Annotated in this window: 10 protein-coding genes; 1 reads left to right on the top strand and 9 read right to left on the bottom strand. The window is 69.7% G+C overall.

All coding sequences use genetic code 11. The features are described 5' to 3' along the window. Positions 1–108: 108 nt before the first annotated feature. From DEO23_RS07850 to fdxA, 3 genes are all read right to left on the bottom strand, one after another. Positions 109–1,506: a citrate synthase gene (locus DEO23_RS07850; RefSeq protein WP_109275409.1), complete on the bottom strand. Its 1,398-nt coding sequence runs from the start codon at positions 1,504–1,506 to the stop codon at positions 109–111. 77 nt (positions 1,507–1,583) lie between these two features. Further along, positions 1,584–2,747, bottom strand: coding sequence for a succinyldiaminopimelate transaminase (gene dapC, locus DEO23_RS07845; protein WP_109275408.1), 1,164 nt, complete (start codon positions 2,745–2,747; stop codon positions 1,584–1,586). A gap of 145 nt (positions 2,748–2,892) precedes the next feature. Continuing rightward, positions 2,893–3,216 (bottom strand): ferredoxin, encoded by a 324-nt coding sequence (gene fdxA, locus DEO23_RS07840; protein WP_109275407.1) that lies wholly within the window; start codon positions 3,214–3,216, stop codon positions 2,893–2,895. A 290-nt stretch (positions 3,217–3,506) separates the two neighbouring features. Between fdxA and DEO23_RS07835 the strand changes: the two genes are divergently transcribed. Further along, positions 3,507–3,818, top strand: a complete 312-nt coding sequence (locus DEO23_RS07835) for an acetyltransferase (protein ID WP_240613284.1) — start codon at positions 3,507–3,509, stop codon at positions 3,816–3,818. 66 nt (positions 3,819–3,884) lie between these two features. On the opposite strand, the gene DEO23_RS07830 is transcribed toward DEO23_RS07835, so the two are convergent. The 6 genes from DEO23_RS07830 to DEO23_RS07805 all read right to left on the bottom strand — a co-directional run bounded on the left by DEO23_RS07830 (position 3,885) and on the right by DEO23_RS07805 (position 12,203). Continuing rightward, complete coding sequence (locus DEO23_RS07830) at positions 3,885–4,322, bottom strand: hypothetical protein (protein ID WP_240613283.1); 438 nt, start codon at positions 4,320–4,322, stop codon at positions 3,885–3,887. Continuing rightward, the gene (gene typA / locus DEO23_RS07825; protein ID WP_109275406.1) at positions 4,319–6,241 is read right to left on the bottom strand and encodes a translational GTPase TypA; all 1,923 of its coding nucleotides are present in this window, start codon (positions 6,239–6,241) and stop codon (positions 4,319–4,321) included. The genes DEO23_RS07830 and typA overlap by 4 nt, the downstream gene beginning before the upstream one ends. Before the next feature lie 235 nt (positions 6,242–6,476). Next, the gene (locus DEO23_RS07820; protein ID WP_109275405.1) at positions 6,477–8,465 is read right to left on the bottom strand and encodes an ABC transporter ATP-binding protein; all 1,989 of its coding nucleotides are present in this window, start codon (positions 8,463–8,465) and stop codon (positions 6,477–6,479) included. Next, positions 8,462–9,418: an ABC transporter permease gene (locus DEO23_RS07815; RefSeq protein WP_109275404.1), complete on the bottom strand. Its 957-nt coding sequence runs from the start codon at positions 9,416–9,418 to the stop codon at positions 8,462–8,464. Before DEO23_RS07815 ends, DEO23_RS07820 begins: the two co-directional genes overlap by 4 nt. After that, a complete protein-coding gene (locus DEO23_RS07810) occupies positions 9,408–10,337 on the bottom strand; it encodes an ABC transporter permease (RefSeq protein ID WP_109275403.1) in 930 nt (309 codons plus the stop codon). Before DEO23_RS07810 ends, DEO23_RS07815 begins: the two co-directional genes overlap by 11 nt. A 225-nt stretch (positions 10,338–10,562) precedes the next feature. Then, positions 10,563–12,203, bottom strand: coding sequence for a peptide ABC transporter substrate-binding protein (locus tag DEO23_RS07805; protein ID WP_109275402.1), 1,641 nt, complete (start codon positions 12,201–12,203; stop codon positions 10,563–10,565). Positions 12,204–12,435: the final 232 nt, after the last annotated feature.

Raw genomic sequence — 12,435 nt, 5'->3', positions numbered from 1 at the left:
ATTAGTCCCTCGCAGGCCCACTACGGCTCGAGACGTGCCGAACCTGCCATCCTGAACCCGGCACCCGGTACCCGGCACCCGCCAACCGACAGCACCCCGCCGCCGACCTCAGTGGTCCTGGCGACGCTCCTGGGCGAGGCGCTCCTGCTGGGCGCGGCGCTCGGCCTCGAGCTCGGCCTGCAGCTCCTCGAGACGGATCTCGGTGGTGCCGGTGCGCGCCTGCATCGGGGCGTACTCCCGCAGGGGCTGGCCGGTGTAGATCTGCCGCGGACGGCCGATCTTGGTCTCGGGGTCGTGGATCATCTCGTTCCACTGCGCGATCCAGCCGGGCATGCGGCCGATCGCGAACAGCACGGTGAACATCTGCGTGGGGAAGCCCATCGCCTTGTAGATGATGCCCGTGTAGAAGTCGACGTTGGGGTAGAGCTTGCGCTCGACGAAGTAGTCGTCGTTCAGCGCGATCTCCTCGAGCTTCATGGCCAGGTCGAGGCGCTCGTCCTGGATGCCCAGGCGCTCCAGGACGTCGTCGGCGATCTTCTTGACGATCTTCGCGCGCGGGTCGTAGTTCTTGTAGACCCGGTGGCCGAAGCCCATCAGCCGGATCCCGTCCTCCTTGTTCTTCACCCGCTCCATGAAGTCGCGCGGGTCCATGCCGCGCTCGTTGATCTCGTCGAGCATCTCCATCACCGCGGCGTTCGCGCCGCCGTGGGCGGGGCCGGAGAGGGCGCCGATGCCCGCGGAGATCGAGGTGAACAGGTTCGCCTGGGCCGAGCCGACGAGGCGCACGGCGGAGGCCGAGCAGTTCTGCTCGTGGTCGGCGTGGAGGATCAGCAGCTGCTCGAGGGCGCGCACCACGACCGGGTCGGCGATGTACTCCTCGACGGGGAACCCGAAGGTGAGCCGCAGGAAGTTCTCGATCAGGGAGAGCCGGTTGTCGGGGTACAGCAGCGCGTGGCCCTTGCTGACCCGGTAGGCGTAGGCCGCCATCGTCGGCACCTTCGCGAGCAGGCGGTAGCTGCTCAGGCGCACCTGGTCCTCGTCGAAGGGGTCGAGCGAGTCCTGGTAGAAGGTCGAGAGGGCGGAGACGCCTGCCTGCATGACGGCCATCGGGTGGGCGTCGCGCGGGAAGCCGTCGAACAGGCTCTTGAAGCGCTCGTCGAGCAGGGTGCGACGCTCCACGGAGGAGACGAAGTTGTCCAGCTGGCCCTGGGTGGGCAGTTCGCCGTTGGCCAGCAGGTAGGCGACCTCGAGGTAGCTGGAGTGCTCGGCGAGCTGCTCGATCGGGTAGCCGCGGTAGCGCAGGATGCCCTCGTCGCCGTCGATGTAGGTGATCGACGACTTCGTGTTCGCCGTGTTCATGAACCCGGGGTCGTAGGTGACGTCGCCGGTCTCCTTGCGCAGCGGGGCGATGCTGATCCCGCTGTTGCCCTCGACGGCCTCGACGAGCGGCAGGTCCAGGTCCTTGTCGCGGTGGGTGAGGCGGGAGGACGGCGTCGCGTTGTTCATGTGCTCTCCGTTGTGCATCGGCGGCGGGACAGGGCCGACGGGCGGCCCTGGACTGGGGCGGACTGGACCGGGGCGGATCAGCGGCGGGCGAGCCGCTCGGCCGCGGCGGAGATGCGCTCGTCGCTCGCGGTCAGTGCGATGCGGACGAAGCGATTCCCCGCTTCACCATAGAACATTCCGGGGGCGCAGAGGATTCCCAGTTCGGCGAGACGCTCGACGCTGGTGACGCCGTTCTCACCGAACGTCGTCCACAGGTAGAGCCCGGCGCTCGAGCCGTGGATCTCCCCGCCGAATCCTTCGACGGCCTCGCGCAGCTGCTCGCGACGGGCCCGGTAGAGACCGTGCTGGGCGCGTACGGCGTCGTCGTCGGCGAGCGCGACGGTCATCGCGGCCTGGACGGGCGTGGGCAGCATCATCCCGGCCTGCTTGCGGATCGCGGTGAGCTCGCCGACCAGGCCGGGATCGCCGGCGACGAAGGCGGCGCGGTAGCCGGCGAGGTTGGACTGCTTCGAGAGCGAGTAGACGCACAGCAGGCCGGTGAGGTCCCCGCCGTTGACCCGCGGGTCGAGCACCGAGGGAACCTCCTCGACGTCCCAGGGCAGCAGGGCGTAGCACTCGTCGGAGGCGACGATGATGTCGCGCTCGCGCGCCCAGGCGACGAGCGCGCGCATCTGGTCGACGTCGAGCACCTCCCCGGTGGGGTTGCTCGGCGAGTTCACCCACAGCAGCGCGATCCGGTCGCGATCGGCGGGCTCGAGCGCCGCATCGCCCTCGGCGGCCAGGCGCGCCATGTCGACGGGGACGCTGCGGGCGCCGACGAACCGGGCCCCCATATCGTAGGTCGGGTAGGCCACGTGCGGGAAGGCGACGGCGGCGTCGCCACCGATGCCCAGCTGGAAGGGCAGGTGGGCGACGAGCTCCTTGGAGCCGACGGTGGGCAGCACGTGCTCGTGGCCGGTGTCCGGGGCCGCGCCGCGTCGGCGTACGACGAAGTCCACCAGGGCGTCCCGCAGGTCCGGGGTGCCGATGGTGGTCGGGTACCCCGGGGCGTCCGCGGCCTCCCGCAGCGCGTCCTGCACACGCACCGGGGTCGGGTCCACGGGGGTCCCCACGGAGAGGTCGACGATGCCGGTGGGGTGGGCGGAGGCGATCCGCTTCGCCTCGGCGAGGGAATCCCACGGGAAGGCGGGGAGGCGCTCGGCGAGCGCGTCGCGTCGGGCACCGAAGGGAGTCGTCGTCATCGCGGGGGTCCTTCCAGGGGCCGACGGGTCGGGAGAGGCGGAGCGGACGCAGCGGGCGGGCTGCACCGAACGGGTGGACCGCACGGAGCGGGTGGGCTGCACCGAGCGGGCGGACCGCACGGAGCGTGGATGCCCGCGGCGCGCATCAGTCGTTGGGGTTGGGCGGCAGCGCCTCGATCAGCGGGTGGTCCTTGTCGATCACGCCCATCTTGGCGGCGCCGCCCGGGGCGCCGATCTCGTCGAAGAACTCGACGTTCGCCTTGTAGTAGTCGGCCCACTCGTCGGGGACGTCGTCCTCGTAGTAGATCGCCTCGACCGGGCAGACGGGCTCACACGCACCGCAGTCCACGCACTCGTCGGGCTGGATGTACAGGGAGCGGCCGCCCTCGTAGATGCAGTCCACGGGGCATTCGTCCACACATGCCCTGTCCTTGACGTCGACGCAGGGCAGAGCGATGACGTAGGTCATGGCGCATTCCTTCCAAGGGCAGGGCCGGGGCGAGGCCATCGAGGTCCGTGCTCGAGGGGCCTGAGCTCCCGGGGCGAACGGGCACCTCCATGATGTCACCGCGAGGACGGCCGGGGAGACCTCCGCCCCACCCGTGGGCCCTCAGGTGACGAGGTCGACATCGCGGACGGGGCATCCTGCGGGGCCCGCCCGGGGCGCGGTGCGCCCCTGCCGCGGGGCCCCGGCGCCCACGGGCCACCCATGGGCCGCCGACGGGCCGGTCGCCGCACCACGACGGATACGCTCGGGCCATGGGACGCGACGAGAAGGGTGCAGCGCCCGAGGGGCCGGGACCGGAGGAGCATCAGCGGACGCCGGAGCGTCCGGGCTGGGCGCCGTTCCTCGAGCCGGGCGTGAGGGTGGTGCTGCGGTACCGGATCGACCGGCGGACGTCGCCGCACGGCGAGGGCATGACCGATGCGCTCGGCGTGATCGAGGCGGCCGACGAGGACAGCGTCACGGTGGCCACCCGGCGCGGCCCGGACCGGGTCCTGCGCGGCCTGGTGACCGCGGCCCGGCCGGTGCCCGCTCCTCCGCAGAGGCCCCGGCGAACGGGACACTGAGCGGCAGGGAGGGGCCCGGAACGGGCTGAGCGGGGCGCGTGGAGAGCGATTGCGCGGGGCTGACGCTCAGCGACGCACGCGGCGGCGGGAGAGCAGCATCTGCGCGCCCAGGAACACGAAGGGGACGGCCACACCGATCCCCTGGATGATCCACCCGGAGTACTGGGGCTGCCGGCCGAGGACGGCCGGCATCAGCACGCCCCCGCCCGCTCCGTTGCCGGCCAGGGGCATCACCATCAGCCCCCAGATGCACCCGAGCACCAGCACGGGCAGGCGGGAACCGGTCGATGCCCACAGGAACAGCGAGCACACGGCCTGGAAGACGGCCCCGAACAGCAGGCCCACGGGGAGACCGATCCCGAGCACGTCCCACTGCAGCCGGTGCATCGTCACCAGCAGCAGCACGGAGATCACCGCGACCACCAGCGCCGAGAGCACCTGGGAGATGCGGGCGGCGATCGTCGCGGTGTCCAGGACCGGAGCGTCCGTGGGCCCGCCGATCACGCGGTGCCCTTGGACTTCCCGCGCAGCTTGGAGCGCTCGTGGGCGCTGAGGGCGACCTTGCGGATGCGCACGACGTCCGGGGTGACCTCGACGCACTCGTCCTGGTTGGCGAACTCGAGGGACTCCTCGAGGGTGAGCTTGCGCGGCGGGACCAGGTTCTCGAACGACTCCGAGGAGGCTGCGCGCATGTTCGTCAGCTTCTTCTCCTTGGTGATGTTCACGTCCATGTCCTCGGCGCGAGAGTTCTCGCCGACGATCTGGCCCTCGTAGACCTCGCTCGTGGGCTCGACGAAGAACGAGCCGCGCTCCTGGAGGTTGATCATCGCGAAGGGCGTCACCGCGCCCGCGCGGTCGGCGACCAGCGAGCCCGAGGTGCGGAACTCGATGTGGCCCATCCAGGGCTCGAAGCCGTCGGCGTAGGAGGAGGCGATGCCGTTGCCGCGGGTCTCGGTGAGGAAGCGGGTGCGGAACCCGATCAGTCCGCGCGAGGGCACCAGGAACTCCATGCGCACCCAGCCCGAGCCGTGGTTGCTCATGGTCTCCATACGGCCCTTGCGGGCGGCCATCAGCTGGGTGACGGCGCCCAGGTACTCCTCGGGCACGTCGATCATCATCCGCTCGACGGGCTCGGAGGTCTTGCCGTCGATCTCACGGGTCAGCACGCGGGGCTTGCCGACGGTGAGCTCGAAGCCCTCACGGCGCATCTGCTCGACGAGGATCGCGAGCGCGAGCTCCCCGCGGCCCTGGACCTCCCAGGCGTCGGGCCGCTCGGTCGGCAGCACCTTGAGCGACACGTTGCCCACCAGCTCGGCGTCCAGACGGTCCTTCACCTGGCGTGCGGTGAGCTTGTGCCCCTTGCCGTTCTTGCCGGCCAGCGGCGAGGTGTTGATGCCGATGGTCATGGAGATCGCCGGGTCGTCCACGGTGATCAGCGGCAGCGGGCGGGGGTCCTCGACGTCGGCGAGGGTCTCGCCGATCATGATCTCGGGGATGCCGGCGACGGCGACGATGTCACCGGGGCGGGCGGTGCGCGTCATCGGCTCGCGGGCCAGCCCCTTGGTCTCCAGCAGCTCGGTGATCTTCACGGTCTTCACGTCACCGTGACGGGTGCACCAGGCGACCTGCTGGTTCTTGCTGAGCTCGCCGCTCTTGACGCGCAGCAGCGCGAGGCGCCCCAGGAACGGAGAGGCGTCGAGGTTGGTGACGTGCGCCTGCAGCGGCATCTCGTCGTCGAAGCTCGGCGCGGGGATCGACTCGATGATCGTCTTGAACAGCGGCTCGACGTTCTCCGAGGCGGGGAGCTCGCCGTCGGCGGGCTGCTCGGTGTCGGCGCGACCGGCCTTGCCGGAGGCGTAGACGACGGGGACGTCCAGCACCGCGTCGAGGTCGAGGTCGGGGACCTCCTCGGAGAGGTCCGAGGCGAGGCCCAGCAGCAGGTCGGTGGACTCCCCCACGACCTCCTCGATGCGGGCGTCGGGACGGTCGACCTTGTTGACCACGAGGATCACGGGCAGCTTCGCGGCGAGCGCCTTGCGCAGCACGAAGCGGGTCTGCGGCAGCGGGCCCTCGGAGGCGTCGACCAGGAGGACCACGCCGTCGACCATCGACAGTCCGCGCTCGACCTCGCCGCCGAAGTCGGCGTGGCCGGGAGTGTCGATGACGTTGATGGTGATGCCGTCGGGCTCGCCGTTGGCCTCGGCCGAGGGGCCGTGGTAGCGGATCGCCGTGTTCTTGGCGAGGATCGTGATGCCCTTCTCGCGCTCGAGCTCACCGGAGTCCATGGCGCGATCATCGTGCTTGTCGCGGTCTCCGAGAGCGCCGCCCTGCGTGAGCATGGCGTCCACCAGGGTGGTCTTGCCGTGGTCGACGTGGGCGACGATCGCGACGTTGCGCAGGTCGGTGCGGTGCTGAAGGGACATGCGGGGGCTGCTCGATTCGTGGTCGGAAAGGTGCGCACTCCGGACGTCGTCGCTCCCCGGCCGGGCACGTGGTGCGTGCCGCTCGGGGCGATCGGACACGATGCGCCGGGGAGATTCTACCGTCCGAGAAGGCGTTCACCGGGGTGCGGTTGGACACGCCGCCGGCCCGCCCGGACCCGCGAGGGCCGGGACGGGCCGGCGGATGCGATGCGAGCGGGCCGCTCGGCGGCAGGACTCAGACGTGCCCTGCGCCGGTGAAGGGATCCTCGGGGTCGCCGCCCAGCGGATGGTGCGGATCGACGTCCTCGGCGCGCGCGTCCTCGGACTCGGCGACGTCGGTGTCCACGTCGACCTCGATGGTCTCGGAGCCCGCGAGCGGGATCGAGCCACCGGGGATCGCGGCCAGGAGTCGCTTGGTGTACTCCTCCTGCGGGCCGTGGAAGACGGCGTCCGTGGTCCCGTGCTCGACGATCCGCCCCTTCTCCATCACCACGGTGCGATCGGCGATCTGACGGACCACCGCGAGGTCGTGGGTGATGAACAGGTAGGACAGGCCGAGCTCGGCCTGCAGGTCGTTGAGCAGGTGCAGGACCTGGTCCTGCACCAGCACGTCGAGGGCGGAGACCGCCTCGTCGCACACCACGACCTCCGGGTCGAGGGCGAGCGCGCGGGCGATCGCGATCCTCTGGCGCTGACCACCGGAGAGCTCGTTGGGGTAGCGGCGCATCATGGCCGCGGGGAGGGCGACCTTGTCGAGCAGGTCGCGGACCTTCGCCTCGCGGCTCTTGGCATCGCCGATGCCGTGCAGGCGCAGCGGCTCCTCGATCGTGCGGTAGATCGAGTACATCGGGTCGAGCGTGCCGTAGGGGTTCTGGAAGATCGGCTGCACGCGGCGGCGCAGCGCCATCATCTCCCGTCCCTTCATCCCGGCGATGTCGCGCCCCTCGAAGAGGATGCGTCCCGACGTGGGCTCGAGCAGGCGCAGGACCATCTGCGCGACGGTCGACTTGCCGGACCCGGACTCCCCCACGATCGCCGTGGTGGTGCCGCGGCGCAGATCGAAGCTGACGTCGTCGACGGCGGTGAACGGCGTGCTCCGCCAGGGCACCTTCCCGCGCAGGGGGAAGACCTTGGTGAGGTTCTCCGCGCGAATCACGATGTCGGCGTCGGTCCCGGTGCTCTCGCGTCCGCTCCCCGAGGTGTCCGCGTCGCTCGCCGCAGCCTTCGCGGCGGGAGTCGCGGCGGCCGTCGCGGCGACGGCCGCGGCTCCCCCGTCGGCCGAGGCGGCCGGTGCGTCGGAGCCACCGACGGGTGCGGCGCCGCCGTCGCCGGAGCCCGTGGCCTCGCCCTCCGCGCCCCGGTCCTTGGCCGAGACCAGACGACGGGAGGCGAGCGAGGGCGCGGCCGCGATCAGTCGCTTCGTGTACGGGTGCTGGGGGTCCTGCAGGATCTGCAGGGCCGGGCCGGACTCGACGATCTGGCCCTTGTACATCACCACCAGGTGCTGGGCGCGCTCCGCGGCGAGACCCAGGTCGTGGGTGATCAGCAGCACGGCGACCCCGAGCTCCGCGGTCAGGGTGTCGAGGTGGTCGAGGATCTGCTGCTGGACGGTGACGTCCAGGGCGCTGGTGGGCTCGTCGGCGATCAGCAGCCGGGGGCGCGCGGCCAGCCCCATGGCGATCAGCGCCCTCTGGCGCATGCCACCGGAGAACTCGTGCGGGTACTGCCCGGCACGACACTCGGCATCGGGGAGGCCGGCCTCCTCGAGAAGCTCGACGGTGCGCTGCTTGGCGGCGGCGCCCTTGGCGACACCGTTGGCGGCGAGCGCCTCGTCGATCTGGCTGCCCACCTTCCACAGCGGGTTGAGGTTGCTCATCGGGTCCTGCGGGACCAGACCGATCTCGCTGCCACGCAGGGCACGGATCTGTCCCAGCGGCACGGAGGTGATGTCCTTGCCGTCGAAGCGGATCGACCCTCCGGTGACCTTGCCGTTGTTGGGCAGCAGACGCGAGATGCTCATCGCCGTCGTCGACTTGCCGGAACCGGACTCGCCGACGATCGCGACGGTCTCACCGGGATAGACCTCGAGGTTCGCTCCGCGCACGGCGTGCACCGGGCCGCTGGAGGTGTTGAAGGTGATGTCGAGGTCGCGGATCTCCAGCAGGGGGCCGGCCTCGTCGGTCGCGGGCTGCTCGCCCGCGCGGGGTGCAGTGGTGGTGCTCATCGCTTCCTCGCCTTGGGGTCCAGGGCATCGCGGACGGCATCGCCGAGCATGATGAAGCTCAGCACGCAGATCGCGAGCGCGAAGGACGGGTAGAACAGCATCATCGGGTTGTTCCGGAGGGCGGGCTGGGCATCGGAGATGTCCCCGCCCCACGAGACGCTCCCGGTGCCCAGACCGAGGTACGCCAACGTGGACTGCGCGACGATGAAGACGCCCAGGTTCACGGTCGCCGTGACGATCACGGGGGCGATCGCATTGGGCAGCACGTGCTTGGCCAGGTTCGTCAGCCGCCCCGCTCCGAGCGCCGTCGAAGCAGTCACGAAGTCCTGGTACTTGACCGACAGCACCGTGCCGCGGGTGATGCGGGCGATGTTCGTCCACCCGAACAGCGCGAGGATCAGGGCGATCGTGACGGTGCCGACCCCGTTGCTCAGTGCGGTGAACGCGACGATCGCGCCGAGCACGAGCGGCAGGGCGAAGAAGATCTCGGTGATGCGCGAGAGGACCTCGTCGACCCAGCCGCCCACGTAGCCGGCGAACGCGCCGATGACGACGCCGATGACGGTGGAGATGACCATCGCGAAGAAGCCGACCGTCAGGGAGGTGCGGGTGCCGTACAGCACGCGCGCCCAGACGTCGTATCCCTGGCGGGTGGTGCCCAGCAGGTGCCCGTCGCCGGGAGGCTGGTTGGAGATCGAGAGATCACCCTTGGTGGGGTCGTACTGGGTGAAGACGCCCGGGAAGGCCGCCACGAACAGCAGCAGCAGGATCAGCAGCGCCGAGATCACGAACACGGGGTTGCGGACCAGGTTGTGGCTGGCCTCTCCCCACATGGAGCGCGGGGTGGCCGTGGTGTCCACGGCGTCGACCTTCTGCAGAGGGGTCTCGTCGAGCGGTGCGACGAAATGCTCGGCAGCGGGACGCAGGGAGCGTGCGGTCTGATCACTTCGCATGGCGGATCCTCGGGTCGAGCACGGCGTAGAGCAGGTCCACGATGAGGTTGGTGAGCAGGAAGACCATCACCATGATCGTGACCACGGAGACGATCACCGGGCTCTCGGACTTGTTGATCGCCTGGTAGAGCACCGAGCCGACCCCGTGGATGTTGAAGATCTTCTCGGTGACGATCGCCCCGCCCATCAGCGTGCCCAGGTCCGCACCGATGAAGGTGACCACGGGGATCAGGGAGTTGCGCATGATGTGCTTGGAGATCACGCCGCCGCGGGAGAGCCCCTTGGCGGTCGCCGTGCGCACGTGGTCGGCGGTGGCCACCTCCGTGATCGAGGTGCGCGTCAGGCGCAGCACGTAGGCGAAGGACACGATCCCCAGCACGAATCCCGGGAGCAGCAGGTTCACCACGCTCGCGTCGCGTCCCACGTTCACGGGGACGACCCCGAGCTGCACGCCCAGCACGAACTGCGCGACGAAGCCGATCACGAAGGTGGGGACGGCGATCACGAGGAGCGAGATCATCAGCAGGGTGGTGTCGATCCAGGTGCCCTTGCGCAGCCCGGAGATGACACCGGCGATGACGCCGAGCACCGTCTCGAAGGCGACGGCGATCAGGGCGAGGCGGAACGTCACCGGGAACGCGGTCTGGATCTGCTCGAGGATGGGTCGGCCGTTGAAGCCGACGCCGAAGTCGCCTCGCACCACCTTCCCCACGTAGATCAGCCACTGCACGATCAGCGGCTTGTCCAGGTTGTACTGCGCTCGGAGCTGGTCCTGCACGGCCGGCGAGAGGGGCTTGTCGCCCATGATCGCCTGGATCGGATCGCCGCCGGCGTAGAACGCCATGACGTAGATCAGCAGGGTCGCACCGAGGAAGACGGGGATCATCTGCAGCAGTCGCCGCACGATGTACCAGATCACTGGGTCACCTCAGGTTGATGGTGGAGGGACGAGACACGTCTCGTCCCGCGGAAGATGGCCGGGCCCGGCAGGGCCGTGCCGGCCGGGTCCGTGACCGACGGCGGGCGCAGCGCGCGACGGCGCAGCGGCGCCCGGCGGGGCATGCGGTCGCGGACGGACCTCGGGGCGGGAGGAGCACCGTGCTCCTCCCGCCCCGTGATCAACGGATGCGTGTGCTCGCGCCCGTCACTTGGTGACGGCGTAGTACAGCGGGACCGTGTCCCAACCGAACTTCACATCGGAGACGTTCTCCGAATAGCCGCCCAGGGTGTTCTGGTACCACAGCGGGATCGCCGGGAGGTCCTCCATCAGGATCGCCTCGGCGGCCTTGTACTTCTCCAGCGCACCCTTCTCGTCGGAGGCCGCGAGGCCCTCCTTGAGCAGGTCATCGAACTCGGGGTTCTTGTAGTCGCCGTCGTTCGAGCCCTTGCCGTCGGCAGCTGCCGAGGAGTAGAGCGGGCCGAGGAAGTTGTAGGCCGAGGGGTAGTCGGCCTGCCAGCCCGAGCGGAAGGCACCCTTGAGCTTGCGCTCGGTGATCTGCTGGCGGAAGTCGCCGAAGGCGGGGATCGGGTTCGGCTTCGCCGAGATGCCCAGGGTGTTCTTCACGCTGTTGCACACGGCCTCGACCCAGTCCTTGTGCGGCTGGTCCGCGTTGTAGGCGAGGGTGAAGTCGCCCTTGAAGGGCTTCTTCTTCTCCGCCTCGGCCCACAGCTTCTTCGCCTCGGCCTCGTCGAACTCGAGGACCTCCGCGCCGGGGACGTCCGTCGCACCGCCACCGGGGATCACCGGGGCGACGAAGTCGGTCGCCGGGGTGCGGGTGCCGTTGAACAGCTTGTCGCAGATCGACTTGCGGTCGATCGCGCGGGAGATCGCCTGGCGGCGCAGCTTGCCCGCCTGGCCCGAGAAGTTCGGGTCGTTCTGGGCGATGGTGAAGGTCTGGAACAGGGCGCCCGGCTCGTTGACGGCCCGGTCGCCCAGGGTGTCCTCGAAGCTCGTCAGTGCCGAGTTCGGGATGATGTCCACGACGTCGACGTCGCCCGACTCCAGGTCGCCGTACATGGTGTCGTCCGACGAGTAGATGGTGAAGGTCAGACCCGAGTTCTTGGCCTTGCGCGGGCCGTCGTAGCCATCGTTGGGGACCAGCACGATCTCCTGGTCGTGGGTCCAGGAATCGACCGTGTAGGGGCCGTTGGAGACCGGCTTCTCGCCGAAGGCCTTCATGTCATCGAACGCGGACTCCGGCAGCGGGACGTAGGCGGAGTAGCCCAGGCGGTTCGGGAAGTCGGACTGCTCGGAGACCAGCTTGACGGTGAAGGTCTGGTCGTCGACGACCTTGAGGCCCGAGAGCGTGTCATCGGCCTTGGCGCCGTCGGCGGAGACCTTGTCGAAGCCCTCGATGGGCTCGAAGAAGCTCTGGCCCAGCTGCGCGTTCTTGGCGTTGGCGCCGTAGTTCCAGGCATCGACGAAGGACTTCGCGGTGACCTCGGACCCGTCGGAGAACTTCTTCCCCTTCTTGATCTTGATCGTCCAGGTCTGGTTGTCGTCGGACTCGATGGACTCGGCGAGGTCGTTCTCGGCGGTGCCGTCGGCCTTGTAGTAGACGAGCCCGGCGAAGATGCAGTTCAGGACGCGGCCGCCACCCACCTCGTTGGTGTTGGTGGGGATCAGCGGGTTCTGGGGCTCGATGTTGAAGGCGTAGACGGGGTCGCCGGAGCCTCCGCCGGATCCCGACCCGCTGTCGCTGCCGCCGCCGCAGGCGGCCAGGGCGAGCGCAGCGGTGCCGCCGGCGGCGGTGCCGAAGATCATCGAGCGACGTGAGATGGTCATGGACACTCCTCGTGTCATCTGGGGCGGCACCGTGGATGCGGCACTGCTTTCCGTGAGGTGGCGCGATCGTGCGGTCCCTGAGGAGCGACGCGCGTGCCCTCCAGTGTGCATGATGTGACCGCGTGCATAGCGCAAGAAGTATCCATCTATTGGTCACGAAACGGTCACTGCCCCGCGTGCGTGCCTGAGCCGCCGCCCGCTCCCCTTGTTCCGCGTCTCCCCGCCGCTCACG

It is taken from the genome of Brachybacterium endophyticum, from assembly GCF_003130585.1.
In the GTDB taxonomy this organism is placed as follows: domain Bacteria; phylum Actinomycetota; class Actinomycetes; order Actinomycetales; family Dermabacteraceae; genus Brachybacterium; species Brachybacterium endophyticum.
This window is presented reverse-complemented; position numbering and strand designations above follow the sequence as displayed.